This is a genomic window from Parabacteroides sp. CAG:2 (genome assembly GCF_000436315.1).
GTDB lineage: Bacteria > Bacteroidota > Bacteroidia > Bacteroidales > Tannerellaceae > Parabacteroides > Parabacteroides distasonis.
Genome location: NZ_FR885328.1, coordinates 22,214 through 47,323 on the forward strand (window position 1 = coordinate 22,214; position 25,110 = coordinate 47,323).

The 25,110-nt window shown below is 46.2% G+C and carries 22 protein-coding genes and 1 pseudogene; 14 read left to right on the forward strand and 9 right to left on the reverse strand.

All coding sequences use genetic code 11. The annotated features are described in order from the left end of the window. Window positions 1-157: 157 nt before the first annotated feature. Genes QVP94_RS16225 through QVP94_RS16245 form a run of 5 tightly spaced genes read right to left on the reverse strand, consistent with a single transcriptional unit; the run spans window position 158 to window position 4,030 of the window. A complete protein-coding gene (locus QVP94_RS16225; RefSeq protein ID WP_022192995.1) occupies window positions 158-988 on the reverse strand; it encodes an MBL fold metallo-hydrolase in 831 nt (276 codons plus the stop codon). A gap of 21 nt (window positions 989-1,009) precedes the next feature. Then, complete coding sequence (locus QVP94_RS16230; RefSeq protein WP_008773231.1) at window positions 1,010-1,612, reverse strand: LOG family protein; 603 nt, start codon at window positions 1,610-1,612, stop codon at window positions 1,010-1,012. 6 nt (window positions 1,613-1,618) lie between these two features. Then, entirely contained in the window at window positions 1,619-2,365 is a 747-nt protein-coding gene (locus QVP94_RS16235; RefSeq protein ID WP_022192996.1) for a TIGR02757 family protein, read from the reverse strand. Window position 2,366: 1 nt separating this feature from the next. Continuing rightward, window positions 2,367-3,074, reverse strand: a complete 708-nt coding sequence (locus QVP94_RS16240) for a DNA alkylation repair protein (RefSeq protein WP_005860462.1) — start codon at window positions 3,072-3,074, stop codon at window positions 2,367-2,369. Next, the gene (locus QVP94_RS16245; protein WP_022192997.1) at window positions 3,071-4,030 is read right to left on the reverse strand and encodes a 2-hydroxyacid dehydrogenase family protein; all 960 of its coding nucleotides are present in this window, start codon (window positions 4,028-4,030) and stop codon (window positions 3,071-3,073) included. Before QVP94_RS16245 ends, QVP94_RS16240 begins: the two co-directional genes overlap by 4 nt. Before the next feature lie 84 nt (window positions 4,031-4,114). Here QVP94_RS16245 and QVP94_RS16250 point away from each other — a divergent pair, with 84 nt between their 5' ends. The 4 genes from QVP94_RS16250 (at window position 4,115) to QVP94_RS16265 (ending at window position 6,917) form a co-directional block, all read left to right on the forward strand. Further along, window positions 4,115-5,344, forward strand: a complete 1,230-nt coding sequence (locus QVP94_RS16250; protein WP_005860458.1) for a spore maturation protein — start codon at window positions 4,115-4,117, stop codon at window positions 5,342-5,344. Between the two features lie 90 nt (window positions 5,345-5,434). Further along, a complete protein-coding gene (ybeY, locus tag QVP94_RS16255; RefSeq protein WP_005860456.1) occupies window positions 5,435-5,863 on the forward strand; it encodes an rRNA maturation RNase YbeY in 429 nt (142 codons plus the stop codon). Window positions 5,864-5,916: 53 nt separating this feature from the next. Further along, a complete protein-coding gene (locus QVP94_RS16260) occupies window positions 5,917-6,723 on the forward strand; it encodes a KilA-N domain-containing protein (RefSeq protein ID WP_005860454.1) in 807 nt (268 codons plus the stop codon). Window positions 6,724-6,743: 20 nt separating this feature from the next. Next, complete coding sequence (locus QVP94_RS16265) at window positions 6,744-6,917, forward strand: hypothetical protein (protein ID WP_009275490.1); 174 nt, start codon at window positions 6,744-6,746, stop codon at window positions 6,915-6,917. Here the strand turns inward: QVP94_RS16265 and QVP94_RS16270 are convergent. Together QVP94_RS16270 and QVP94_RS16280 are read right to left on the reverse strand one after the other, a co-directional pair. Then, window positions 6,890-7,529 (reverse strand): annotated as a pseudogene (locus QVP94_RS16270) (porin family protein). The gene QVP94_RS16265 and the pseudogene QVP94_RS16270 sit on opposite strands and share 28 nt — an antisense overlap. 145 nt (window positions 7,530-7,674) lie before the next feature. Further along, on the reverse strand, window positions 7,675-8,823 hold the full coding sequence (locus QVP94_RS16280) for a metallophosphoesterase (protein WP_022193000.1): 1,149 nt from the start codon (window positions 8,821-8,823) through the stop codon (window positions 7,675-7,677). Between the two features lie 118 nt (window positions 8,824-8,941). On the opposite strand from QVP94_RS16280, the gene mnmG reads away from it, so the two are divergent. Genes mnmG through deoC form a run of 6 tightly spaced genes read left to right on the forward strand, consistent with a single transcriptional unit; the run spans window position 8,942 to window position 16,080 of the window. Beyond that, entirely contained in the window at window positions 8,942-10,819 is a 1,878-nt protein-coding gene (mnmG, locus tag QVP94_RS16285; protein WP_005863809.1) for a tRNA uridine-5-carboxymethylaminomethyl(34) synthesis enzyme MnmG, read from the forward strand. 44 nt (window positions 10,820-10,863) lie between these two features. Continuing rightward, window positions 10,864-12,501, forward strand: a complete 1,638-nt coding sequence (gene ade, locus QVP94_RS16290; protein WP_022193001.1) for an adenine deaminase — start codon at window positions 10,864-10,866, stop codon at window positions 12,499-12,501. Further along, the gene (gene uvrC, locus QVP94_RS16295; protein WP_005860442.1) at window positions 12,498-14,333 is read left to right on the forward strand and encodes an excinuclease ABC subunit UvrC; all 1,836 of its coding nucleotides are present in this window, start codon (window positions 12,498-12,500) and stop codon (window positions 14,331-14,333) included. The genes ade and uvrC overlap by 4 nt, the downstream gene beginning before the upstream one ends. A 16-nt stretch (window positions 14,334-14,349) precedes the next feature. Continuing rightward, complete coding sequence (gene dtd, locus QVP94_RS16300; RefSeq protein ID WP_005860440.1) at window positions 14,350-14,802, forward strand: D-aminoacyl-tRNA deacylase; 453 nt, start codon at window positions 14,350-14,352, stop codon at window positions 14,800-14,802. A 2-nt stretch (window positions 14,803-14,804) separates the two neighbouring features. Continuing rightward, on the forward strand, window positions 14,805-15,137 hold the full coding sequence (locus QVP94_RS16305; RefSeq protein ID WP_008778912.1) for a nucleotide pyrophosphohydrolase: 333 nt from the start codon (window positions 14,805-14,807) through the stop codon (window positions 15,135-15,137). Window positions 15,138-15,141: 4 nt separating this feature from the next. Continuing rightward, entirely contained in the window at window positions 15,142-16,080 is a 939-nt protein-coding gene (gene deoC / locus QVP94_RS16310; RefSeq protein ID WP_022193002.1) for a deoxyribose-phosphate aldolase, read from the forward strand. A gap of 191 nt (window positions 16,081-16,271) precedes the next feature. Here the strand turns inward: deoC and QVP94_RS16315 are convergent, their stop codons facing one another. After that, a complete protein-coding gene (locus QVP94_RS16315; RefSeq protein ID WP_008778914.1) occupies window positions 16,272-17,246 on the reverse strand; it encodes a polyprenyl synthetase family protein in 975 nt (324 codons plus the stop codon). A gap of 101 nt (window positions 17,247-17,347) precedes the next feature. Between QVP94_RS16315 and polA the strand changes: the two genes are divergently transcribed. The 4 genes from polA to QVP94_RS16335 all read left to right on the forward strand — a co-directional run bounded on the left by polA (window position 17,348) and on the right by QVP94_RS16335 (window position 23,791). Beyond that, window positions 17,348-20,113: a DNA polymerase I gene (gene polA / locus QVP94_RS16320; RefSeq protein WP_022193004.1), complete on the forward strand. Its 2,766-nt coding sequence runs from the start codon at window positions 17,348-17,350 to the stop codon at window positions 20,111-20,113. 209 nt (window positions 20,114-20,322) lie between these two features. Further along, entirely contained in the window at window positions 20,323-21,471 is a 1,149-nt protein-coding gene (araJ, locus tag QVP94_RS16325; protein WP_005860430.1) for an MFS transporter AraJ, read from the forward strand. A gap of 206 nt (window positions 21,472-21,677) precedes the next feature. Continuing rightward, window positions 21,678-22,781, forward strand: coding sequence for a redox-regulated ATPase YchF (gene ychF / locus QVP94_RS16330; protein WP_005860429.1), 1,104 nt, complete (start codon window positions 21,678-21,680; stop codon window positions 22,779-22,781). Between the two features lie 95 nt (window positions 22,782-22,876). Continuing rightward, the gene (locus QVP94_RS16335; protein ID WP_022193005.1) at window positions 22,877-23,791 is read left to right on the forward strand and encodes a TolB family protein; all 915 of its coding nucleotides are present in this window, start codon (window positions 22,877-22,879) and stop codon (window positions 23,789-23,791) included. Here QVP94_RS16335 and QVP94_RS16340 read toward each other — a convergent pair. Beyond that, window positions 23,783-24,928 carry an AraC family transcriptional regulator gene (locus tag QVP94_RS16340; protein ID WP_005860425.1) on the reverse strand — a complete coding sequence of 382 codons (1,146 nt, stop codon included), beginning with the start codon at window positions 24,926-24,928 and terminating at the stop codon, window positions 23,783-23,785. The genes QVP94_RS16335 and QVP94_RS16340 overlap by 9 nt on opposite strands. Window positions 24,929-25,110 lie beyond the last annotated feature (182 nt).

Sequence of the window (25,110 nt, forward strand, 5' to 3'; positions counted from 1 at the left end):
ATGATCAATAAGGGAAAGAATTCAATGTCAGCGGCTTCCGTGTATATAAGTTAGCACACGGAAAAACCGCTCACTCTCATATGGATAGATTAATATTGGAGAAATTGCTTGAATTGAAGATTATCAGTGAAATCGGGTTCAGAATCTAAAGGTCCCCTCATTTCATACTTTCTTCTTTATAATTTATACGGACACCATACTTCGTGTATATTCGGTCTAACCCCATCAGGCCGCTGGGGTTAGGCTCGCTTTGCGCTTTACCGGATAAGATCTCCTCGCTCATCGTGATTAGATCCTTTACCCGTTGAGGGGTTTCCTTGTTCATTCCGAAATAATGTCCGGGGTAGAGGTATTTGATATCATATTTCTCGATCACCGCACTCATCTTCTTACAAGTGGATATGAGCGTAGAGAGGTCAACTCCCAGCAATAGATTACCGGAGCCGAACGAATCGCCGCTAAAACCATAAGCGGCATCCTTATCCACAAAAGTGGTTGAGCCGGGAGTATGCCCGGGAGTAAAGACTATCTCTAGGATACGCCCACCTAAATCTAGGATTTCACCATCTTCAAGGAAACAAACTTTGCCTTTATAATTCGGCATAAATTCCGGTATACCTACCGTATCCGCCGGATTGATATAGATCTCGGGGAAATAATCGATAGCCGAGCCTGTATGGTCCGGATGCACATGCGTGGCGACCAGCGTAACCGGCTTATCCGTGATGGAAGCCACTAGCTTATCCAAGTCCTTGATCTTCGTCCCCGCATCAATCAGGATCGCTTTCGTATCGCCCTCGACCAGATACAGGCTCTCGTTCGCCATTAAATGACCTGTTCCAAACCATGTATGCTCATCAATCTGATGGAAAATCACATCTTCATTCCTAAGCACTTCCTTCTCCTCGATACCCGCCGTCTGTGCCTGGCAGAACAAAGCGATCCTTGACAGGAGCAACAACATCATTAATAAACCTAGTTTTTTCATTATCATATTCATTTTTAAGATTTAAATCGCCGCGATCTTCCGAAGGCTTGCGTCCCATTTCGGCTCGGCGTGGATGAGACGGATAGCTTCTTCCGGCGTGTCGGCTACCGCCCACATCTTGGCGTGCTGGGGACGCATGAAATTCTCGTTCATGGCGTTCCTCAAGAGTTCCAACAAGGGATCATAGTAATGATTAATATTGAGGATTACGATCGGATTGAGGTAGAGACCGAGTTGTTTCCAAGTGATGATCTCCAGAAGTTCCTCTAATGTACCGCATCCACCGGGAAGGGCGATCACCGCATCCGAGAGGTTTGCCATGAGCTGTTTACGCTCGTGCATCGTCTCGACCTCAATCAACTCGGTCAAGCCTTTATGATACCAATCCTGCTCCACCATAAAATGGGGGATAACGCCCGTTACCGTTCCACCAGCCGCTAACGCAGCGTCGGAGACAGCGCACATCAAACCGATATTCCCGGCACCATTGACTACCCGTAGTTTTCGCTCTCCCAAAAGACGCCCCAATTCCTTGGCGGCGTCAAAATAAACCGAGGGAATCTTCGTGCTGGACGCGCAATACACGCAAACAGACGAGATGTTATTTATCTTCTTTTCTTCCATATCTTTTTATTCTTGATTTATATCGTAGCCAAATAAGGCGAAATCCCCCAGACAAGGATCATCGGGGAAGACTTTCGCCAATGCGTCCGTTATCTCACGGGCCGTACGAAGGGTAGCGGTTTTTTGGCCTGTCAAGCCCAAGCGCAAGGAGATCTGGTGCACATGCGTATCCAACGGGATGATTAATTGGCGGGGATGCACGGCCGTTCTCCAGATACCGAGATCGACGATACCATCCGTACGCACCATCCAACGCAAGAACATCGCCAGACGCTTACAAGCGGAAGTCCCGTGCAAGACCGGAATGCCATTGAGATCAGCAAAAAGTTGTCGCAACCGCAAGATAGGATCTTCGCAAGGACCGGCGGCGGCCATAGCGTCTTCCATACAGTCGTAGGTATCGTATATATCCTTTAGGCGACAACAAAGGAGATGCAGATCATGATAGGTATAAAAACGGTAAAAGGTATCTCGCCCGCAAACCGGGCGATTCCGTAGGGGAGCGAAAGAAGTCTCTCCGGCACGGATAAACTCGTAAGGACTTTCGCCCATCAGCCGGTGTAGCTCTTCCGCTTTTTGGAGAATATGCGCCCTGCGACCGTAAGAGATCCACGCCGTCAGGAAAGCCGATATCTCAATATCCCGTTTCTCCGTAAACCGATGGGGGAATCGCACCGGATCATCCTTGATAAACGATTCCGTATTGTACGTTTTCGCCCATTCACGAAGTAAAGAGATGGTCTTTGTATCCATGTTATTTCTTCTTTAGAAAATATTGCCGCTCGGGTTCCGGATAATGCTCGATAGCGTAACGAAGCGCCGTACGAGGAAGACGAGTAGCGTTGCGTTCCAAGAAATCGGTAAGCGTCTGCCGCTCCTTTTTGCCGACCTCACGCAGCATCCACCCAACCGCCTTATGCATCAAATCGTGTTTATGACCGATCAACCGTTCGGATAACTCCAAGGTATCCCCAAAATCATTCCGACGGATAAATGCCCACGTAGAGACGATCGAGATCCGTTGTTCCCATAAATTCTCGCTTTCCGCCAAACGGTAGAGGAGGGAACGATCTTTGTCCACCAAATACTCGCCGACGATATCCCGACAGGTTAAGTCTACCAAATCCCAGTTATTGCAACGCCGCATATTCTTCAGATAGAATCGGAAGATGGCTTCCCGCTCTTCCGGCATCGCTTTCCGATCCTGGAAACGATAGACCAAAATCAGCAAGGCACATAGACGTGCCTCATGCCACGGACTATCCAGCAACAGCTGCAGCTCATCGAAAGGAGTCGCCTTATTAGCCTTCGCTATGCTGCGGGTTTGCGGGACAACCACTCCGAGAAACTGATCGCCCTCGCCATATTGACCGGGACCAGTCTTGAAAAAGCGGCTCAAATGAACCGCCTTCTCGGGTGTACCGACCGACTGTAGCTCGGATAGGATAAACGCCGCCGTCATGGCCGGAGTACCCGTGATACGGGACGATCGCCCTCCAAGAACCCGATCACGTTGTTGCATACCGTGCGTGCCATAATGATACGGGTTTCCATCGTCTGGGTGCCGATATGAGGGGTTAATACCACGTTGTCCATTTCCAATAACTCGGGGAGAGGATAGTCTCCAAACTCGAATACATCCAAACCGGCACCATGAATCGCACCTTCTCGCAAGGCTTTTACCAAGGCATGCTCGTCCACCAACGGGCCACGGGCCGTGTTGATCAGGATGGCGGAAGGCTTCATCTGCTTGAACTCTTCCTCGCCGAGGATATGATAGGTATCGGGGGTATAAGGGGCGTTCAAGGATACGAAATCGGCTTTCGCCAGAAGCTCTTCCTTGGAGACGTAGGTAACATTCAATTTGGTCTCGTCCTCGATGCAAAGCTGACGGCGATTGTGGTAGATCACATCCATGCCCAAAGCATTCGCCCGTTTCGCCAAGGCCTTGCCGATACGTCCCATACCGATAATGCCCAAGGTCTGTCCGGTAACCGGCATACCGAGGTTCTCCAGTACACCGACCTTCATGTCCTTACCAAGCGTACGCAGCTTACGATCACATTCCGTGATACGCCGGGCGGTATCCAGCATCAAGCCTAAAGCGATATTGGCGGTAGGGGCCGTGACAGGATCAGGCGTATTCGCTACCGTCAAGCCTTTCTCGAGGGCGTAGGCCACATCGATATTATTATAACCAACGGCGTAGTTAGCGATCAGCCGCAATTTCGACGCATGGTCGATCAACTCTTTGTTTACCGGGAAATCGAACATGGAGCAGAGCACATCGTACTCCGGTATCATCTCGAAAACCTCCTCATACGTAAAATCTCTTCCTTCGGGAAAGGTTACCTCGTACTTACTTTCCAACTCGGTAAATCCCTCGCGGAACATGTCGTATGTCACTAATATCTTCATCTTGGATCTATTTGTTATTCAAAAAGCAAAAATACAAATCAATTGGCAATTAATTCCTAAATTTGTGACCAATATATATTTATTATGGTACTAAACTATATTTGGATCGCTTTCTTCTTGATCGCTTTCGTCGTGGCCGTAGGTAAACTGGTCATTGGTGGGGATACCGCCGTTTTTACCGAGATTATCAACGCTTCTTTCGCTTCGGCCAAGACGGGTTTCGAGATTTCGTTAGGATTAACGGGGATCTTGTCGCTTTGGCTGGGCATCATGAAGATCGGTGAGAAGGGGGGGGTGATACAAGCGTTCGCACGATTGGCGGCTCCCGTATTCAGCAAGCTTTTTCCGGATATCCCAAGAGACCATCCCGTGACCGGTTCTATCTTCATGAACCTATCGGCAAATTTACTGGGACTGGATAATGCCGCCACGCCAATGGGATTGAAAGCCATGCAACAGTTACAGGAATTAAACCCGAATAAAGAATCCGCCAGCAACTCCATGGTGATGTTCTTATGCATCAATGCCTCGGGACTGACCTTGATCCCGATCACCATCATGATGTACCGGGCGCAGTTAGGAGCGGCGAATCCATCAGACGTATTCCTGCCGATCATGCTCGCTACATTCACATCAACCTTAGTCGCTATTTTAGCGGTTTGCGTACGGCAGAAGATCAATATCCTCCAACGGAACCTAGTCCTGTTTTTCGGGGGACTGGGATTATTTATCGGAGGCCTGGTATGGCTATTTAACTCGATGGAACAGGAGCAAGTTTCCTTGTATTCGACTTTATTCGCCAACACGCTTCTTTTTACCATTATCTGCGGATTTATCATCAGCGGCATGCGTAAAAAGATCAATGTATATGATGCTTTTATAGAAGGGGCGAAAGAAGGTTTCCAGACTGCTATAACGATTATTCCTTATCTGGTAGCTATCCTAGTAGGTATCGGTGTCTTCCGGGCTTCCGGAGCGATGGATTTCATCATACAAGGCGTTCGTTTCGGCATTGCTTCGATAGGGCTCAACACGGATTTCGTGGAAGCGCTACCTACCATGTTGATGAAACCGTTAAGCGGGAGCGGGGCTAGGGGCATGATGCTGGACGCCATGAACACGTATGGAGCGGACTCTTTCGTCGGTCGCCTGTCATCCATCGTTCAGGGCTCTTGCGATACGACATTCTATGTAGTTGCTCTTTACTACGGTAGCGTAGGTATCCGTAATACCCGCTATACGGTGCAATGCGCCTTGTTAGCGGATCTGGCCGGGGCGATAGCGGCGATAGCGATGGCTTACCTGTTCTTTTAACATTCTATACAATCAATAGATTTGAAATGAATCTATTTAAAATCTATTGATTACATTTGTAACGAAATTTCAATACGATAAATAGACCTTATGGCAATAGCATATTACGCCGAGGATATCCAGCTCCCGGCAATCAAGAAAAAAGCGGTCAGCGGATGGATCAAGGCGGTAGCCGAGACCTACGGGAAGAAGACAGGCGATATCAGTTACATCTTCTGCTCGGACGAGAAGATCTTGGAGGTAAACCGCCAATATCTCCAACACGATTATTACACGGATATCATCACCTTTGATTATACGGAAGGAAATAAGATCTCGGGTGACCTGTTCATCAGCCTCGATACGGTCAGGACAAACGCCGAGACATTCCACACGGATTATAACGAGGAACTCCACCGTACCATCATCCACGGCATCCTGCACCTTTGCGGTATCAACGACAAAGGCCCCGGCGAGCGGGAGATCATGGAGGAGAACGAGAACAGAGCGTTAGCGATCTTGCCGGAGGAATGTCGGTAAAGAGATGTTAACCAGAAACAAATTTATACTACAAATCTTATCTGAAGAAAATTATGGAGAAAATCACAGTCCAAAATACAAGTGTCATGATCATATCTATAAATAAGAATGACTATATCTCACTTACCGACATCGCAAAGTACAAAAGCGATGATCCGACAGCAGTAATTGGCAATTGGATGCGTAATCGTAATACCATTGAATATTTAGGTATATGGGAAAGTTTATATAATCCTAATTTTAAACCCCTCGAATTCGAGGGGTTTAAAAAGGAAGCAGGGTTAAATGCTTTTACCCTTTCTCCACAAAAATGGATAAATACAACAGCGGCAATTGGTATTATCTCCAAATCCGGAAGATATGGAGGCACCTTTGCTCATAAGGATATAGCTTTCAAATTCGCAAGTTGGATCTCTGTTGAATTTGAATTATATATCGTTAAAGAGTTTCAACGCCTAAAAGAAGAGGAACAGAAACAAATCGGCTGGACTGCCAAACGAGAACTCTCCAAAATAAACTATCACATCCATACCGACGCTATCAAGCATAATCTCATCCCCATAGAGTTAACCCCGCAACAGGTAAGCTTTATATACGCAAACGAAGCCGATATTCTTAATGTCGCTCTATTCGGCACAACCGCTAAACAATGGCGGGAAGCCAATCCCGAATTAAAAGGTAACATTCGTGACTATGCGACTATTAATGAACTTATCTGTTTATCGAATATGGAAAGCCTGAATGCTGTATTTATTGATGAAGGACTTACCCAGCGTGAACGACTAATAAAGCTTAATCAAATAGCGATCCAGCAAATGAAGATATTAGAGGCGGTTGAGAGCAGACTATTGTTGAAATAAATAAAAATAATACAGACAACATGAAAACAGAAGACATACCTTACGATTACACGTATTGCTACGCCACGGACGAGCAATGCCCGAAAGCAGTCCATTGCCTGTGTAGCCATGCCGCAAGGCTGAACGAGGAACAAGCGATCTCTCTTAATTCACGATTTACTGGAGATCAGAAACGCCATCCTAGATTGAATTGAATAACCCCATTATGATCTTTTCCCCTAAAATGATTGCTTCCACCGAATGAGTATTCCGGCTCCTTAAAGAAATGAGTACATCCTAAATTATAATTGGCGGAGATAACTAATCCCATGTCAAAGGTATAGCCAAGCCCCATCAAAACAGAGAAATCACAATTTCGGATCTCTTCTTTTTTATCACCGGAAAAATCGTACTCGCTCTGGTGCACCGGAGTAGGAGCCGAGACGAAAATATAATTCGAAGCTTTCGCCCTTACATTAAAGCCAACTTGTGGGCCCGCGAAAAGATGGAATCCCCGATACAAATAAAATTTAGCGTAAACAGGAATATTTAAATAATCCGCCTTTAGCCGGGCTGTCTCCGCCTTTAGCGTTTTCCTGTTGATAACCTTGCATAGAATAATAAACACCCGGTTCTAAAGCAAACAGTTTACTAAAACGTATTTCCTCCGCCACACCAATATTTAACCCCGGACGCATATCCGCAAAACTTTCCGGATAAGTATTTGCCAAATTCAAGCCAATCCTAGGAATAAAATGGAACTCTTGAGCATCGGCTTGCGACAAAGAGAAAACAAACAAGATAAACAGTAATACAACTTTTTTCATAACTCCTACATTTAAAACATATCTATATTTATAGATGATTTAAGATACATAAAAGTTGCACTCCCTATCTCATTAGTTCACATTAGGGGAGGCACTTCTTCCTCTACCATGATGGTAGCAGTCGTGACAGCTCAAGCACCAAATATTACTCGGTTAATAACGGCTCTTGTTTTCCGGAATCATATACGACAAACATAGAACCGTCTTTCTCGATCATGACACCACGGCCTCGTTCCTTCTCCTTGTTTTCTTGATTATCAACATTCACGGCAATCACTTTATAATGATAGAAAGTCGTGATATCATCGAAAATGGTATGACCTACAAAGATGCGGTTCACATTATATTTCTCTAATATTTTCCGCAAATCATCCCGGTCTAGCGGATGATACTTATCTGCGCTACGTACCATACCCCGATACCAGATCGGTCCATACGTAGCGAACATAAAAGAAAGATCGGAGCCTTTATCTGCATTACGTTCTTTTTTCGTTAAGAAGAGACCATCGCTCACGATCTCATTCACGGTAGGGATATCGTAATTCCGGTCTAAAAACTCCTTGCTCAACCCAGCATGGACAAACAGGTTATCTCCGACCACTTGTATAGAGTTACGAGTTTTCAACCAATGTCCCAACTCGCTTTTCTGCCAAAGCTCCGGATAGGTCATTCCTAAAGTATCCGCCAATTGAGTATATTTCTTCTTCGTATATCGCAAATCATTTCCCAGAACCATGGTCTCATGATTTCCGATTAAGAAAGTCACTTTTCCACCGGCATCTTCCGCTTCTTTCTCCAATTTGTAGATCAACCAATAGATAGGGAGTACATCCACGCCCCGGTCAAAGACGTCACCGATTATCACCAATTGGTTAGTCCCAAAAATCCAATTATAGTCCGCATCGATCACTTTTCCCGCCTTTAACAGGGAGGCGAAACAAGACCAGTTCGCATGTGGATCTGAAAGAACAAACGTCTTCTCAGGTTGCACATCTTTCCATTCCGGACGAGAGACGGAGTGTATGGTTACCGGAAACAATCTCTCCCCGTTATCGGAAAACACCTCGAATGAAAAGGTGGTAGGTATACTTTTATAATGCTTATCCAATAACCGGCCTTTCCCGTCTACAGATATCGCACGCATACTACCATCATCGGCTTTCAATAGATAGGGACCATCGATCGATAACTTCTCGATCGCTTGACGAGGTTTCTTATCTTTCCCACAAACCGGACTGAAGCAAGAGGTCAGTAAAACCAGAAAAACAAGGATACGGCATTGAATAGAATTCATAGCAGCTTAAATCTTTAGTTCGTTAAACCTGAAAACAATGTATGTATTTATTATACAAATATAAACGAATTCTTTCACGAACACTCACTATCTTCGCGTAAAATAAAAGGGAATAAAAATGACTTTCAATTACGACGTAATAGTAGTAGGCGCAGGACATGCCGGCTGTGAAGCCGCCGCCGCCGCGGCGAATCTAGGATCAAAGACGCTTTTGATCACGATGGACATGAACAAGATCGCCCAGATGAGTTGTAACCCGGCAGTCGGGGGAATCGCCAAAGGACAGATCGTACGAGAGATCGATGCGCTAGGCGGATATATGGGAATCGTGACCGACCAGACCGCTATCCAATTCCGTATGTTAAACCGTAGCAAAGGACCGGCCATGTGGAGCCCGCGTGCCCAAAGCGACCGTGCCCGTTTTATCGATTGCTGGCGGGGCATACTGGAGAATATGCCGAATCTATCCATCTGGCAGGATATGGTTCAAGAACTGATTATCGAGCATGGACAAGTCTGCGGCGTTCGTACGGGAATGAATGTCGTATTCCGTGCCGGAGCGGTGGTGCTTACGAACGGGACCTTCCTAAACGGCCTGCTTCATATCGGAAGAACCCAGATACGGGGCGGACGTATCGCCGAGCCTGCGGCGACCGGACTTACCGAGCAACTTATCTCTTTAGGTATCCAAACAGATCGCATGAAAACCGGAACACCGGTCCGTATCGATGGCCGGAGCGTTCACTTCGATGAAATGGAGGAACAACCGGGGGAGAACGATTTCCATAAGTTCTCCTACATGGATACCAGTCATCGTAAATTAAAACAATTGAGTTGCTGGACTACCTTTACGAACGAGACTTGCCACGATATATTACGGGAAGGTCTCCCCGACTCTCCTCTTTATAATGGACAGATCAAAAGTATCGGTCCCCGTTATTGTCCTAGTATCGAAACGAAAATCGTGACGTTCGCCGACAAGACGCAACATCAACTATTCCTAGAGCCGGAAGGCGAGACCACGCAGGAATACTACCTAAATGGCTTCTCCTCTTCCCTACCCTTGGATATCCAGCTTCGTGCGCTCCAAGCGATCCCCGCTTTCCGTGACGTGCAAATCTATCGTCCCGGATATGCGATTGAATACGATTTCTTCGACCCGACTCAGCTAAGACACAATTTGGAGACCAAACAAATCCGAAATCTTTTCTTCGCCGGACAGATCAACGGGACTACCGGATACGAGGAAGCCGGCGGACAAGGTTTGGTAGCGGGTATCAACGCCCACATCAATTGCCACGGCGGACAACCTTTTATCCTCGGAAGGGATGAGGCTTATATCGGTGTCCTTATCGATGATTTGGTAACAAAAGGCGTAGACGAGCCTTACCGTATGTTTACCTCTCGTGCGGAGTACCGCATCTTACTGCGCCAAGACGACGCAGATATGCGACTCACCGAGAAATCCTACCAAATGGGATTGGCCAAACAAGACCGCTACGATTTACTGCGAGAGAAAAAAGAGAGCCGTGACGCTATCATCCGTTTTGCGGAGACCTACTCCGTAAAGCCTCAATATATAAATAGCGGTTTGGAGAAACTGGGCACAGCCCCCCTATCCCATGGTTGCAAATTATTCGATGTCGTACTCCGTCCGCAGACTACCTTGGAGAACCTTGCGGATCTAGTTCCGGCCCTTCGTGCGGAGCTGGACAAAGTCCCGGCCTCTCGTAAGGAAGAGATCATCGAGGCCGCCGAGATATTGATTAAGTATAGCGGCTACATCAAACGAGAGCAAATCATAGCGGACAAGATAAACCGCTTAGAGAATATCCGGATCAAGGGTAAATTCGATTACAATTCTATCCAGTCTTTATCTACGGAAGCCCGCCAGAAATTGACCCGGATAGACCCCGACACGATCGCTCAAGCGAGCCGCATCCCGGGTATTTCCCCTAGCGACATCAACATCCTTTTGGTACTGCTCGGAAGATAAAACACGAAATGTTCCACGTGAAACATATTAAAGGAGATATTCAAATGAATGAAGCTAAAACACTGGTTATACGAGGAAATCTGGTAGATATAATCAACAGGCGCACCTTTGGGGCAGAGATTTCAATTCAAAACGGGCGCATCAAAAAGGTAATCCCTACCGGACAAGATGAGGGATCTTACCTCCTCCCCGGCTTTATTGACGCGCATGTCCATATAGAGAGTAGCATGGTAACCCCTGCGGCATTCATTCACGCAGCCGTACGCCATGGCAGTATCGGTGCCGTGGCGGACCCTCATGAGATAGCGAATGTAATGGGTACCGAAGGAGTCGAATATATGCTCGACAACGCGAAAGGGATTCCTTTCTACACATGGTTCGGTGTCCCATCTTGCGTACCGGCTACGATTATGGAAACCTCCGGTGCGATCATAGACGCAGACGAAACCGCTCGTTTGTTGGAACGAGAGGATCTACACTTCTTGGCAGAGATGATGAATTACCCCGGAGTCTTAAATAAAGATCCGGAAGTTATGCGCAAAATAGAAGCCGCGAAAAACGCAGGGAAACCCATCGACGGACATTATCCCCTAGCAACAGGCCCCAAGCTAAAGGCATATATCGAGTCTGGCATTTCCACCGATCATGAAACCATCTATCTAGAAAAAGGCCGTGAAAAATGTGAGCTTGGGATGCATGTCCTTATTCGGGAAGGAAGCGCGGCGAAAAACTTTGACGCACTTCATCCGCTATTGAAAGAGTATCCCGAACAAATCATGTTCTGTACGGATGACGCGCATCCTTCGTTTTTAAACAAAGGACACATAAATAGGATGGTAAAAAAATCGCTGGATTTAGGATATGATCTATATGATGTATTACGGGCCGCTTCCTATAATCCGGCCATGCACTATAAAATTCCCGCAGGTTTCTTACGAGAGGGAGACTCCGCCGATTTTATCCAAGTAGACAATTTAAAGGATCTAACCATACAGGCAACCTATATACAAGGAACCTGTGTATACGATGGGGAAAAATGCACGCTTCCACTCCAAAAGCCTATACATCGTAATAATTTCCACACGAAACCGATCACATTAGAAAAGCTAGCGGTAAAAGCGAAAGGGGAACAGATGCGTGTCATTGTTTGCGAAGACAGCGAATTAATCACGAAAGAAGAACTATATCCTGTACATACATTCGATGGATTTGTAGAATCGGATACAGAACGAGACATTTTAAAACTCGTCATTCTAAATCGCTATCAAACGGCTCCTCCGGCTATTGCCTTTATAAAAGGAACAGGGCTCAAGCTCGGTGCCATCGCTCAAAGTATTTCCCACGATAGCCATAACATCATCGCTATAGGCGTAACCGATTTCGAGCTTATGCAAGCGATCAATGCGGTAATAAAGGCTAAAGGTGGAATCGCAGTAAGCAGTATGGACGAAGTCACTCTCCTGCCCTTGCCGGTAGCGGGATTGATGAGCGACGAATCATTGGAAGAGACGAGCCGCCGTTACGAAGAGATCGAGGAAAAGATCAAGCGATTAAAATCCCCGATGGATTCATTACAAATGACGCTTTCTTTTATGGGATTGCTGGCGATCCCATCCTTAAAACTTAGCAACAAAGGTTTGTTCAATAGCGAGACATTCCAATTTACTTCCCTATTCGTATGATAGCCGATAAAGACGAACATATCAAGACGATCCTATCGGTCATTCCGGAAAAGCCGGGATGCTACCAGTATTTCGATGAAAACGGAACGATTATATACGTCGGCAAGGCGAAGAACCTAAAACGACGGGTATCCTCTTATTTCAACAAGGTACATGACAGCAATAAGACCCGTGTGTTAGTCAAGCAAATCCGGGATATCAAATATATAGTCGTCGATACGGAAGAAGACGCGTTACTACTGGAAAACAACCTCATCAAACAGTATCGTCCCCGCTATAACGTATTATTGAAGGACGACAAAACCTACCCTTCCATCGTGGTAAAGAACGAGTACTTTCCCCGGGTTTTCCAAACCCGGAACATCGTTCGGGACGGATCACAATATTACGGTCCTTATCCCTCTTTGTTCACGGCGAAAGTGATGCTACAAATGCTAAAGGAACTTTACCCTTTACGCACTTGTAAATATCCCCTCACTCCCGAATCCATCGCACAAGGACGCTATAAGGTTTGTCTGGAATACCATATCAAGCGTTGTAAAGGGCCTTGTGAAGGCTTGCAATCATTGGAAGAATACCAGCAAAATATTTCCGAGATCAAAGAGATTCTGCGAGGCAACATCTCGCAAATCAGCAAACACCTCTATGAGGAGATGCAATCGCTCGCTGCCGAGCTCAAGTTTGAGGAAGCGCAAAAGATCAAGGAAAAATACGAAGTCATCGAGAACTACCGTTCTAAATCTACGGTCGTAACCCCGATGCTACATAATATAGATGTATTCACGATCATAGAGAATGACCATTCCGCTTATGTGAACTTTATGCATATCGGAAACGGGGCGATCGTACAAGCCTATACATTCGAGTATAAAAAACGATTGGACGAGAGTAAGGAGGAATTGTTAAGCCTCGGTATTATCGAGATGCGGAATCGTTTTAAAAGCACCGCCCGGGAGATTATCGTGCCTTTCAAGCTGGATATGCAACTAGAGAATGTCACCTTCACCATTCCCCAAAGAGGGGATAAAAAGAAACTGCTCGATTTATCCGAGATGAACGTCAAGCAGTTTAAGGTTGACCGCTTGAAGCAAGCGGAAAAGTTGAATCCGGAACAACGGAATACCCGTATCTTGAAAGAGATCCAAGAGGCCTTGCATTTGGAGAAATTGCCTGCTCATATCGAATGTTTCGATAATTCAAACATACAGGGAAGCGATGCGGTAGCGGCTTGCGTGGTATTCAAGATGGGAAAACCGTCCAAGCAGGAGTATCGTAAATACAATATAAAGACCGTAGTCGGTCCGGATGATTACGCCTCTATGAAAGAAGTTGTCCGTAGGCGTTACGGGCGGGCAATCGAGGAGCGATCTCCCCTACCCGACTTAATTATAACAGACGGTGGAAAGGGGCAAATGGAAGTGGTTCGCTCGGTGGTAGAAGATGAATTAGGCTTGTCCATTCCAATCGCCGGACTAGCGAAAGATGGTAAGCACCGGACCTCGGAGTTATTATTCGGGTTCCCACCCGTAACCGTTGGCATGCGTTTGGACAGTCCGCTATTCCATCTGCTTACCCGGATACAAGACGAGGTACACCGTTTCGCCATCACTTTCCACAAGGATAAACGAAGTAAGACCCAGACAAAATCCGAATTAGACACCATTAAGGGTATCGGTGAAAAGACAAAAGTATTACTTTTACGTCACTTTAAAAGCGTAAAACGAATCAAGGAAGCAAGCTTCGAGGAACTGAAATCCGTGATTGGCGAGGCGAAAGCCAAGGCACTACAAGAGGGACTGGATGGAAAGCGAACAGAAAGCGAACAAAAATAGAACAAAAGCGAACAAGATGAGAACAGTTACACAACGTGTGCAGCACGCTTCCGTCACGATAGACGGACAGCTTAAGTCCAAAATTGGAAAGGGGCTATTGGTATTAGTCGGTATCGAGGACAAGGATACGCAAGAAGACATTGAATGGTTGGCAAAAAAGATCACCAACCTACGCATATTTGACGATGAAAACGGGGTCATGAACCGCTCGGTTATCGAAGCGGGAGGCGAGATCATGGTTGTCAGCCAATTTACCTTACACGCCTCTACGAAAAAAGGGAACCGCCCCTCCTACTTAAAAGCGTCTAAACCGGATATCGCCATTCCGATGTATAAAGCTTTTTGCGAAGAGGTAGGGCTTCAACTCGGAAAACCTGTACAAACCGGAACATTCGGAGCTGATATGAAAATTGAACTTTTAAACGACGGGCCGGTTACTATTATTATCGACTCTCAAAATAAAGAATAAGTATGGCAGATATAACTTTACAACAAGCCCAGCAAATGGTAGACGCTTGGATCAAGACCTATGGGGTCCGTTATTTCAATGAGCTTACCAATATGACCATCCTCACCGAGGAAGTGGGCGAGCTAGCCCGGATCATGGCACGTACCTACGGTGAGCAGTCTTTCAAGGAAAGTGACAAACACCGGGATTTAGGCGATGAAATGGCGGATGTGTTATGGGTATTGCTCTGTCTGGCCAACCAGACCGGAGTAGATCTTACCGCCGCTTTCGAGAAGAATCTCCAAAAGAAAACAGACCGAGATAAAGAACGACATATAAACAATCAAAAACTATAAGCATATGGCACATCATCACGATTGCGAATGTGGACATGATCATCATCATGAACATGAACACGAATCAAATTCCGTACAGATAGACCGTTATCATGAAGCTTTCAATAAGTTTGAGCCGGCCCTGCCGGATACCCAGACCAGTGAGGCTGTAAACGCTCTTTTAGAGAAACATTTCCAAGAGAACTTTACACCGGAAGTATTGAAAACGATTCATGGTTGCATCGACTTGACCTCATTAACCAGCCTGGATACCAAAGAAAGTATCTGGAAGATGGTAGACACGGTAAATGATTTCGAGGGAACTCGTCCGGATGTCCCGAACGTAGCCGCTATTTGCGTCTATCCCCTATTCGTGGAAACGGTTAAGCAGGCACTTACTGCGCAAGAGGTTAAGATTGCGTCGGTTGCCGGAGGTTTTCCTTCCTCACAGACATTTACGGAAGTCAAGATCGCCGAAACGGCCATGGCAGTCATGCAAGGAGCCGATGAAATCGACGTTGTCATGAACCTAGGCTATTTCATGGAAGACAATTTCGAGGAATTGACCGAGGAATTGCAAGAGATCAAGGAGAGCTGTCGCCACGCCCATTTAAAGGTAATCTTAGAGACCGGAGCTTTAGTCACAACGGAGAACATCCAAAAAGCATCCATCCTAGCCATGTATTCCGGCGCGGACTTCATCAAGACCTCTACCGGCAAAGGATACCCGGGAGCCACTTTCGAGGCCGCCTATACCATGTGCAAGGCCATCAAAACCTACCATTCCATCACCGGAAACAAGGTTGGCATCAAGATCTCCGGAGGCGTACGCACGGCGGAAGACGCAGTTCGATATTATACGATCGTAAAGGAGATACTAGGCGATGAATGGCTTAACAAAGATTTGTTCCGTATAGGAGCGAGCAGTCTGGTCGGTGATATAGAAAAACGACTCGGGAAATAGTCCATTCTAATAAACCGGGCGCAGATGGCTTAGAATCCTGTGTCCGGTAAGCACTCTCAAAGTCAGTTAACTTACCTTGGCATCGAAGTTAACTGACTTCGTCAAGTAAGTTAACTTCATTGGCTATTGAAGCATACTTACTTTTTTACGAACAAGAGCCATCTCTCTACAACTAATAGATAAAGGAATTTCTATTTGGAGCGAGTCATGATATAATCGGCCAGCTGGATCAAGGATGTCCGTGCCTCAGACTCTGGCAATCTCAAAAGAACATCGACCGCCTTATCATGATATTCCTTCATGCGGGCCTCGGCATATTCGATTCCACCATTCGCCTTGGCGAACTCGATCAAGGAATCGACATTCTCCGCCGCGAAATCTTTCCGTAAAATCATATCCAAATAACGGGCGGCCTCCTCTTCCCTACCCTGCCGCAAGGCATATAATAATGGAAGCGTAACCTTACCCTCACGAATGTCATTTCCCGTCGGCTTACCGATATTCGCCTCCTTGAAATAATCAAAGATATCATCCTTGATCTGGAAGCAATACCCCAGATACTCGCCAAACTCACGGCAAAGAGCGATCACCTCCGCAGAGGCGCCCGATGAAATGGCCCCAATCTCCGTGCAAGCGGAAAGCAAGGTAGCCGTCTTCTTCTTGATCACTTGCAGATAGCAATTCTCGTCTAGGATACTCTCCTCGGCGGTCTCCAATTGCTTGATCTCACCTTCGGACAAGTCTCTGCCTAAATTAGAGATAATCCCGACAATCCGCAAATCGCCGGTTTGTATGGAACGGATCAAAGCGGTAGAAAGCACATAATCACCTACCAACACGGAAATACGGTTATCGAAGATAGCGTTCAATGAGGGAACGCCACGACGTTGCTTCGTCTCATCGATCACGTCATCGTGAATCAACGTGGCGGTATGCAAAAGCTCCAGCAAGACAGCGGAATTGATCGTGTTATCCGTAACCTGTCCACAGACCTTGGCGGTAAGGAGCACCAATAACGGACGCACATGCTTCCCGGTAGAATTCAGTATAACGTCGATAGCCGATTGTAACCGGGTCGTCTCGCTGCGTAGAGATGCCTCGAAATCCTTATTGAAACGTTCAAATTCAGCGGAAACCGGTTCTTCTATTTTCCTTCTTTCATCCATAATTCCATGCAAAGATTCGCAAAAGTAACAAAAACTATCGAGTAAGCGAGTTTTTTCGTACATTTACCCAGATTTTGTCCCACTAAAACGTGTTAAAAGTAATGAAGTTATTCCTTATAGATGCGTATGCGTTAATTTATCGCTCCTATTACGCCTTCATCAAGAATCCGCGTATCAACTCCAAGGGTGTGAATACCTCCGCCATTTTCGGTTTTATCAACAGTCTGGAGGATGTATTAAAACGTGAGAACCCGACTCATATAGCGGTGGCCTTTGACCCGAAGGGACCGACCTTCCGCCATGAGGCCTTCGAGCAATACAAGGCACAACGGGAAGAGACGCCGGAAGTGATCCGTCAATCCGTCCCTATCATTAAAGAAATCATAGAGGCTTACAATATTCCGATTCTGGAAGTACCCCGCTACGAGGCGGACGATGTGATCGGCACCGTATCCAAACAGGCGGAGAAGGAAGGCTTCGAGGTGTACATGATGACGCCGGATAAAGATTACGGCCAATTGGTGTCCGAACATATATTTATGTATCGTCCGAAATTCGGAGGCGATTACGAGATCATGGGCGTGCCTGAGGTCTTAAACAAGTACGGCCTCACGAGTACGGAGCAAGTGATCGACTTGCTGGGACTGATGGGCGACGCTTCCGATAATATCCCCGGCTGTCCGGGTGTCGGCGAGAAGACCGCTCAAAAACTACTGACCGAATTCGGAAGCATCGAGAACCTGTTAGCGAACACTGATAAGTTGAAAGGCGCGCAAAAGAAGAAGGTGGAGGAGAACGCCGAGCAAATCCGTTTCTCCAAATTCTTGGCGACGATCAAAACGGATGTCCCTATCGAGTTTGATGCCGCCCGTTGCGTTCGTGAAAAGCCAAACGAAGAGCGGCTGACTGAGATTTACACAGAATTGGAATTTAGAACATTTATTAACAAACTAAGTTCTGAGCCGGTCAAAGCCGCTCCGAAAGGTCCCGTTCAAGGCGATTTGTTCGCGATTTTTACGCCCGAGAGTACGGAAGAGCCCAAAAAATCGATTCTCACGGACTTAAAGTCCACCCCCCATAACTATTATTTAACTGATACAGAGGAAAAACAAGCCGATTTAGCCCACTTTTTATTGGGTCAAGAATTTTTCGCTTTTGACACGGAAACCGACGGCATCGATCCCTTGAAAGCCGGACTGGTCGGAATGTCGTTCGCCGTGAAAGAAAACGAGGCTTGGTATGTTCCTGTTCCCGCCAACTCAGTAGAGGCGGCGAAAGTAGTGGAACGCTTCTCCCCTGCCCTGCAAAATCCGAAATCATTAAAGATCGGGCAAAACATCAAATTCGATATTTTGGTACTTCGTAAATACAACGTGAAGGTAGCCGGTCCTCTGTTCGATACGATGATCGCCCATTACCTGCTGAACCCGGAATTACGGCACGGAATGGATTACCTAGCGGAGACCTACCTCAAGTACCAGACCGTCCACATCGAGGAACTGATCGGCCCAAAAGGAAAGAACCAGTTATCGATGCGAAACGTACCCGTGGAGCAAATCGCCGAATACGCCGCCGAGGATGCGGACATCACGCTCAAGCTAAAGAATTATTTCGCACCCGAGTTGAAGAAAGAAGGACTGGAATCCCTCTTCACCACGATCGAGATGCCATTAATATATGTATTAGTGGAAATGGAGGCTACCGGCGTCACGCTGGATACAGTAGCGCTTAAGCAATCTTCGGGCGAACTTACCGCCTCCATGAACAAACTGGAGCAAGAGGTTTACGAGCTGGCCGGCACGGAATTCAACATCAACTCCACGAAACAGGTCGGCGAAATCCTTTTCGACCGCTTGAAGCTGGACGAGAAAGCGAAGAAGACCAAAACAGGCGGTTACAGTACCAGCGAGGATGTATTGGAGAAACTTCGCAGCAAACATCCCATCATCGGCAAGCTTCTTGAATACCGCGGACTTAAAAAATTATTAAGTACCTATATCGACGCTCTACCCGAGTTGATCAATCCGCAGACCGGAAAGATACATACCTCTTTCAACCAAGCGGTAACATCTACCGGACGCCTCAGCTCTACCAATCCGAACCTGCAAAACATTCCGGTACGGGACGATCTTGGCCGCAAGATCCGTAAGGCGTTTATCCCGGATAATGCGGATTGCCTCTTCTTCTCCGCCGACTACTCCCAAATCGAGCTTCGTATCATGGCCCACCTGAGTGGTGACCCGCATATGATCGAGGCTTTCCAAAGCGGAGCGGATATTCACGCCGCTACCGCCGCCAATATCTACGGAATCCCGGTAGAAAAAGTAACCAGCGATATGCGCCGGAAGGCGAAAACCGCCAACTTCGGTATCATTTACGGCATCTCCGTCTTCGGGCTCGCCGAGCGTCTGGGCATCCCTCGTTCTGAGTCCAAGGAACTGATAGACGGTTATTTCAGCACCTACCCCCGCATCAAGGAATACATGGAGGAGAGCATCAAAGTAGCCAAGGAAAAAGGATACGTAGAGACCATTTTCAAGCGCAAGCGTTTCCTTTCGGATATCAACTCACACAACGCCGTCGTACGCGGCTATGCCGAGCGAAACGCAATCAATGCCCCTATCCAAGGGAGCGCCGCCGATATCATCAAACTAGCGATGGTACGCATTTACGAACGCTTTGAGGAAGAGGGATTGAAAAGCAAGATGATCCTCCAAGTACACGATGAGTTAAACTTCAATGTCTACAAAGAGGAGGCCGAGGAGGTAAAGAAAATCGTGCTGGAGGAAATGGAAAACGTCATGAAACTACAAGTCCCCTTGATCGCCGATTGCGGCGAGGGAGAAAACTGGTTGGAGGCGCATTAAAATAATGCCGGAATTCCCCTTAAAAAACATGTACGTGTTTTCCTGAAAACACGTACGACTTTTTCTTGAAAGACGTACATGTTTTTTTAAGACCCTAACAGCCCATCACGAAACGCAAAACTTTCCCCTAAAAACATTCCGAAAAGCAAATAATAATGTATACTATACACTATATTTGCGCTCGAAAAGATTGTTGAGCATTTTAGGTTATGAAAAAAAGTTTGATCGCTTTAGCTTTCGGTACCCTTGGGCTGGGGATTGCCGAGTTCGTAATGATGGGTATCCTACCCGACATCGCGAAAGATTTACACATCAGCATTGCTACAGCCGGGCATCTGATCTCAGCTTATGCACTAGGGGTTTGCGTAGGCGCTCCCATGTTGATTATCGCCCGTAGATATCCATTAAAACACATTTTGCTTGTTTTAGTAGGGATTATGATGATCGGTAATTTATGCGCCGCATTAGCGTCTAATTACTGGGTATTGATGATAGCCCGCTTCATCTCTGGATTGCCTCACGGAGCTTACTTCGGTGTTGGCTCCATCGTAGCCGAAAAGCTTGCTGATAAAGGAAGAGGCTCCGAGGCTGTCTCTATCATGATAGCGGGGATGACGATCGCCAACCTATTCGGTGTCCCGTTGGGGACGGCCCTCAGCACCATGCTCTCGTGGCGTCTGACTTTCTTACTGGTTGGTTGCTGGGGCATAGCCATCTTATATTACATCTGGAGATGGGTACCTATGGTAGAGAACCTTCCGGATACTGGCTTTAAAGGACAATTTCGTTTTCTTAAGACTCAAGCGCCATGGTTAATCCTAGGGGCGACAATGCTAGGTAACGGAGGTGTATTTTGCTGGTATAGCTATATCAGCCCGCTATTGACACAAGTATCCGGCTTCTCGGCCGAAAGCCTTACTGTTCTAATGGTATTGGCAGGTTTCGGTATGGTAGCGGGCAACTTGATCAGTGGCCGCCTATCCGATAAATATATGCCCGGACGGGTAGCGGCCATAGCGCAAGGCATGATTTGCGTAGCCCTACTGCTCGTCTTCTTCTTGGCACAAATATCTTGGTTAAATGTCTTGCTGATGTGTCTGTGTACGGCGGGATTATTCGCCGTCTCAAGCCCTCAACAAGTATTATTGATCCGTTACTCCAAAGGTGGAGAGATGCTGGGAGCCGCCAGCGTACAAGTTGCGTTCAATTTAGGAAATGCTATCGGAGCTTATTGTGGTGGGTTACCATTGGAGGTCGGCCTTGGTTATAAATATCCGGCCTTGATAGGTTCCGGATTCGCTTTTATCGGATTCTTGTTATTGACTTTCTTTTACCGGAAATATGAGAGAACAACCTAAGTAAAAAATAACATTAGTAAAGAAGCCTATGAACAAACTCGTTAAAACATTATTAAACAAACAATCGATGAGGCAACCGGTTAAGCATGAAGAGAAAGCCTAAGAAAATAACCGTATCAGCCTAAAATTGATTATCTTTGCGAACTCAAAACAAGTCGCTTGAAGCGACTATATAACAGATTGATAATAAAAAATACGATAATAATATGGCATTACAATGTGGCATTGTGGGACTTCCGAACGTAGGAAAGTCTACCCTTTTCAATTGCCTATCCAACGCGAAGGCACAATCAGCGAACTTTCCGTTCTGTACGATCGAACCGAATGTAGGCGTGATCACCGTACCCGACGAGCGACTGAATAAACTAGCGGAAATCGAACATCCGCAGCGAGTGATCCCCACCACCGTAGAGATCGTGGATATCGCCGGATTGGTGAAAGGAGCGAGTAAAGGCGAGGGATTAGGCAATAAGTTCTTGGCTAATATCCGTGAGACAGACGCTATCTTGCACGTATTGCGTTGCTTCGACGACGATAATATCGTGCACGTGGACGGACGTGTAGACCCGGTCCGTGATAAGGAGATCATTGACTATGAGCTTCAGATCAAGGATTTGGAAACGATAGACAGCCGTATCGCCAAGGTGCAAAAACAAGCGCAAACTGGAGGTGATAAGCAAGCCAAGATCGCTTACGAGGTACTTTGTAAATACAAAGAGGCTTTAGAACAAGGAAAAAGCGCACGTACCGTTTCTTTTGATACGAAAGACGAGGAACGCATTGCCCACGATTTATTCTTGCTGACGGATAAACCTGTCATGTATGTTTGTAACGTGGATGAGGCTAGCGCCGTAAACGGCAATAAATATGTAGATGCCGTACGCGAGGCGGTTAAAGACGAGGATGCCCAGATTCTAGTAGTCGCCGCTAAGATCGAGAGCGAGATCGCTGAGTTCGATACCTATGAGGAACGCCAGATGTTCTTACAAGAAATCGGATTGGAAGAGTCTGGCGTAAGCCGTTTGATTAAATCGGCTTACAAATTATTGAATCTGCAAACCTTCTTGACCGCCGGATCGGACGAATGTCGTGCGTGGACGTTCCATAAAGGCTGGAAAGCTCCTCAATGCGCCGGTGTTATCCATACGGACTTCGAAAAAGGATTTATCCGTGCCGAGGTGATCAAGTACGAGGATTATATCGCTTATGGCTCCGAGGCTGCTGTTAAAGAGGCCGGAAAGATGAGCGTTGAAGGTAAGGAATATGTTGTGCAAGATGGAGATATCATGCATTTCCGTTTCAATGTATAAGGAGTAATCGAAATAAATTATATCTTTGAAACCGGGTAAAATAGCGTAAAGCTAATTTTACCCGGTTTTCTTATATCCTTTAAATCTATATGTATATGAAACGTTTTCTCAATTCTGTACTTTGTATGTGTATCGCCGTTTTTTGTACGCATGCCCAAAAAAAGAATGTGACTAGTGTGCTGGAAGTGATGGACATTACGACCGGGCAACGTTCCGTTGTCAAGGAATTCCCTTTTTTGATCGAGGCACCTAACTGGACTCCGGATGGTAATTGGCTTGTATATAATAGTGGAGGAAAATTATATAAGCTCTCTCCGAAATCTCCGGGAGAGCCGCAATTAATCAATAGCGACTACGCGACCCGTTGCAACAACGACCATGTGATCTCCGCGGATGGGAAGCAAATAGCGATCAGTAACGGAACAAAAGAAGATGGTAAATCGCGTGTTTATACCCTGCCTTTCGAAGGAGGTGTTCCCCGGTTGATTACCCCACTCGGTCCTAGCTACCTACACGGATGGAGCCCCGACGGAAAACAACTCGCTTATTGCGCCGAGAGAAACGGTAATTTTGATGTTTACGTCATTCCTGCCCTAGGCGGAGAAGAAAAACGTCTTACGACAGCCGAAGGTTTGGACGATGGCCCCGAATACTCCCCTTGCGGACAATATATCTGGTTCAACTCCGTACGTACCGGGCTTATGCAAGTCTGGCGCATGAAGGCGGATGGTTCCGAACAAACCCAGATGACATTCGATGAGACCCGAAATTCTTGGTTTCCCCACATCTCTCCGGATGGAAAACAAATCATTTTCATCACCTATACAAAAGGTGATCTGGAACCCGGACAACACCTCGCCAATAAAAACGTAGAGTTACGCCTTATGCCAGCCGAGGGCGGAGAACCTAAGACTTTAGTCAAACTATTCGGCGGGCAAGGTACGATAAACGTAAACTCTTGGGCACCCGATAGCAAGCGATTCGCTTTCGTCAGTTACCGGTTAAATTGACTCGTTCCCGTCTCTCCTGTATTCGGAAGGAATAACCCCTGTCTGCTTAATAAACGCACGACGGAACGTACTGATAGAATGGAAGCCCGAACGTTCGGCTATCTCTTGTATACTGGCCAGAGGTTCGGCTTCCAATAAACGTTTGCTTTCCTCTACCCTGAAATGGTTTACGTAATCCGAGAAGGAACAACCTAATTCTTTATTAAACAATTGGGATAGATAAGAGCGGCTCATCGGGAAGATCCGCTGTAAATCCGTTAAGCGTAAATCTTCCCGTAGATAGGGCTTTTCACGTTCAAACCACGCCTGTACTTCCTCAACATACCTTTGGCGTATGATGCCTTTCTGTTCCTCACTACCTTGATCATCATCCGTATCCTCCTCCAAATCGGGTAATCCCCATCCGCTCTCGAATGTGTGATCCAAATGGATAACCTTTAGGAACAAGGCCTTATAAAAGAAATAGTACCATAAAACCAATAAAAACGTTTTGTCGATTACATATAGGCTAACCCGATCCGTAAACAACAATACCAAATAAAAAATATACATAGAAGAAAGGATCAGCATGGTCTTTTTCAACCAGTCCAGATCATAATCTTCCGGGTCCGATACATTTTCCCTTAAATACACCTTAAATCCCTCACTATAGCGCAAGATCAGATAAATAGGAACGATCATATACAGAAGCGTGAAAAATAAAATCAAAAGCCTTATAACCACATCCAGATTCAAGGTATCGAATACCTCGCCAAAAGAGTTATAACGATGAATATTTCCACCGGATAGCCGGTAAATCAAAAAAGAAATACCCAATACCCATATCGGACTGGTAAAAATAAAGAAACGGCGAACGGTCATATAGCAAGGTCGTAACACTTCTATCACGTAACAAGCTAATGTAGCTACCACAATACATCCCATAATCAGCACATCCGGATGAAATATCTCTTTTGAATCCTCTAAATACAGGTTAACCGATACTCGTACCGCCGCTAAAAACGCCCATAATAACATACTCCACCCCAAAATCTGTTTTGCCCTATTCTCACGGGCCCGTAGTAGCAGGGTAATACCACCAAAAACACAAAAGCCTAATATCTGTAAGCTTAGTAGAAACTGAATTTTATCCAACATAATAACACTACCTCCTATCTATTAAACAATACGCCCCCCCGAATGTTCTTTTTGACCCCTCAGTTAACAATATGAACGCCTTAGACAATTTGAACGATCTAATTTTATACGATTTCACCGACGTTTTAGACCGTATGCACCTCCCTTTCCCCTTAACCACCCGATATTTGCATCCAGAAGTT

What these genes read in the sequence shown, in the direction of transcription:
- QVP94_RS16315 (WP_008778914.1), bottom strand. Translation starts at nt 17,246, where the DNA reads ATGGATGAAAGAAGGAAAATAGAAGAACCGGTTTCCGCTGAATTTGAA.
- dtd (WP_005860440.1), top strand. Translation starts at nt 14,350, where the DNA reads ATGAGAACAGTTACACAACGTGTGCAGCACGCTTCCGTCACGATAGAC.
- QVP94_RS16305 (WP_008778912.1), top strand. Translation starts at nt 14,805, where the DNA reads ATGGCAGATATAACTTTACAACAAGCCCAGCAAATGGTAGACGCTTGG.
- QVP94_RS16230 (WP_008773231.1), bottom strand. Translation starts at nt 1,612, where the DNA reads ATGGAAGAAAAGAAGATAAATAACATCTCGTCTGTTTGCGTGTATTGC.
- QVP94_RS16340 (WP_005860425.1), bottom strand. Translation starts at nt 24,928, where the DNA reads ATGTTGGATAAAATTCAGTTTCTACTAAGCTTACAGATATTAGGCTTT.
- polA (WP_022193004.1), top strand. Translation starts at nt 17,348, where the DNA reads ATGAAGTTATTCCTTATAGATGCGTATGCGTTAATTTATCGCTCCTAT.
- QVP94_RS16260 (WP_005860454.1), top strand. Translation starts at nt 5,917, where the DNA reads ATGGAGAAAATCACAGTCCAAAATACAAGTGTCATGATCATATCTATA.
- ybeY (WP_005860456.1), top strand. Translation starts at nt 5,435, where the DNA reads ATGGCAATAGCATATTACGCCGAGGATATCCAGCTCCCGGCAATCAAG.
- QVP94_RS16235 (WP_022192996.1), bottom strand. Translation starts at nt 2,365, where the DNA reads ATGGATACAAAGACCATCTCTTTACTTCGTGAATGGGCGAAAACGTAC.
- QVP94_RS16250 (WP_005860458.1), top strand. Translation starts at nt 4,115, where the DNA reads ATGGTACTAAACTATATTTGGATCGCTTTCTTCTTGATCGCTTTCGTC.
- deoC (WP_022193002.1), top strand. Translation starts at nt 15,142, where the DNA reads ATGGCACATCATCACGATTGCGAATGTGGACATGATCATCATCATGAA.
- QVP94_RS16225 (WP_022192995.1), bottom strand. Translation starts at nt 988, where the DNA reads ATGAAAAAACTAGGTTTATTAATGATGTTGTTGCTCCTGTCAAGGATC.
- QVP94_RS16245 (WP_022192997.1), bottom strand. Translation starts at nt 4,030, where the DNA reads ATGAAGATATTAGTGACATACGACATGTTCCGCGAGGGATTTACCGAG.
- QVP94_RS16265 (WP_009275490.1), top strand. Translation starts at nt 6,744, where the DNA reads ATGAAAACAGAAGACATACCTTACGATTACACGTATTGCTACGCCACG.
- QVP94_RS16280 (WP_022193000.1), bottom strand. Translation starts at nt 8,823, where the DNA reads ATGAATTCTATTCAATGCCGTATCCTTGTTTTTCTGGTTTTACTGACC.
- mnmG (WP_005863809.1), top strand. Translation starts at nt 8,942, where the DNA reads ATGACTTTCAATTACGACGTAATAGTAGTAGGCGCAGGACATGCCGGC.
- QVP94_RS16335 (WP_022193005.1), top strand. Translation starts at nt 22,877, where the DNA reads ATGAAACGTTTTCTCAATTCTGTACTTTGTATGTGTATCGCCGTTTTT.
- araJ (WP_005860430.1), top strand. Translation starts at nt 20,323, where the DNA reads ATGAAAAAAAGTTTGATCGCTTTAGCTTTCGGTACCCTTGGGCTGGGG.
- ychF (WP_005860429.1), top strand. Translation starts at nt 21,678, where the DNA reads ATGGCATTACAATGTGGCATTGTGGGACTTCCGAACGTAGGAAAGTCT.
- uvrC (WP_005860442.1), top strand. Translation starts at nt 12,498, where the DNA reads ATGATAGCCGATAAAGACGAACATATCAAGACGATCCTATCGGTCATT.
- QVP94_RS16240 (WP_005860462.1), bottom strand. Translation starts at nt 3,074, where the DNA reads ATGACGGCGGCGTTTATCCTATCCGAGCTACAGTCGGTCGGTACACCC.
- ade (WP_022193001.1), top strand. Translation starts at nt 10,864, where the DNA reads ATGAATGAAGCTAAAACACTGGTTATACGAGGAAATCTGGTAGATATA.